A 1067-nucleotide genomic window follows, 5' to 3' on the forward strand; every position below is an offset into this window, starting at 1 on the left:
AACCCGATCCTGGTGGGCGAGCCGGGCGTGGGGAAAACCGCGTTGGTGGAAGGACTGGCGCTGCGGATTGCCGAAGGCGATGTCCCGGCTAGCTTGAAAACGGTCAGTATCCGGGCGCTGGATCTGGGCCTGTTGCAGGCGGGCGCCGGGGTGAAAGGCGAATTTGAGCAACGGCTGAAAAACGTGATTGAAGCTGTCCGGCAATCGTCCACCCCCATCTTACTGTTTATTGATGAAGCCCACACCTTGATTGGTGCCGGTAATCAGGCGGGCGGCGCAGACGCCGCTAACTTACTGAAACCCGCGTTGGCGCGGGGGGAATTGCGGACTATCGCGGCGACCACCTGGTCGGAGTACAAACGCTATTTTGAACAGGATGCGGCGCTGGAGCGCCGTTTCCAGCGGATTAACGTTGACGAGCCGGATGATGAAACCGCTTGCCTGATGTTGCGCGGGCTGAAAGCGCGTTATGCCCGCCACCACGGTGTCCATATTCTTGATAGTGCGGTACAGGCGGCGGTGACACTCTCCCGCCGTTACCTGACCGGGCGCCAGCTCCCGGATAAAGCGGTGGATCTGCTCGATACCGCCGGCGCGCGGGCGCGGATGAGTTTGGACACCGTACCGGCGGCGTTGACGCAACTCCAGACCCAATTGACCGCGCTTGAGATGGAGCAACAGGCGATACGGGAAGATATGACGTTGGGGCAGGCTCATCACGCTGACCGTCTGGCGCAGATTGCTGTGCTGCGCAATGAACTGGGTCGGCAACAGCAACAGCGGAATGAACAGTATCAACAGGAAAAACAGCTCACGCAACAGTTACTGGCGATCCGACAGGACAGCCGCCGGCAGGATGAACTGGCCGCGTTACAACAGCGACTGGCAACCCTGCAACAGGGGCAGCCCTTGCTATCGCCGGATGTGGATGCGCGTACCGTGGCAACAGTGATTGCCGACTGGACGGGCATCCCGTTAAGCAGCGTATTGAAAGACGAGCAAACCGGCCTGCTGCATTTGGAACAGCATGTGGGCGAGCGGGTGATCGGTCAGGAGACGGCGCTGTG

1 protein-coding gene is annotated in these 1067 nt (G+C 60.4%); it reads left to right on the top strand.

Going from position 1 to position 1067, the window contains the following annotated elements; all coding sequences use genetic code 11:
- On the top strand, positions 1-1067 hold a 1067-nt coding region (locus tag LGZ98_RS23825; RefSeq protein ID WP_262978742.1), incomplete at both ends, for an AAA family ATPase.

Origin of the sequence: Photorhabdus kayaii, from assembly GCF_025384895.1 — a bacterium.
In the GTDB taxonomy this organism is placed as follows: Bacteria; Pseudomonadota; Gammaproteobacteria; order Enterobacterales; family Enterobacteriaceae; genus Photorhabdus; species Photorhabdus kayaii.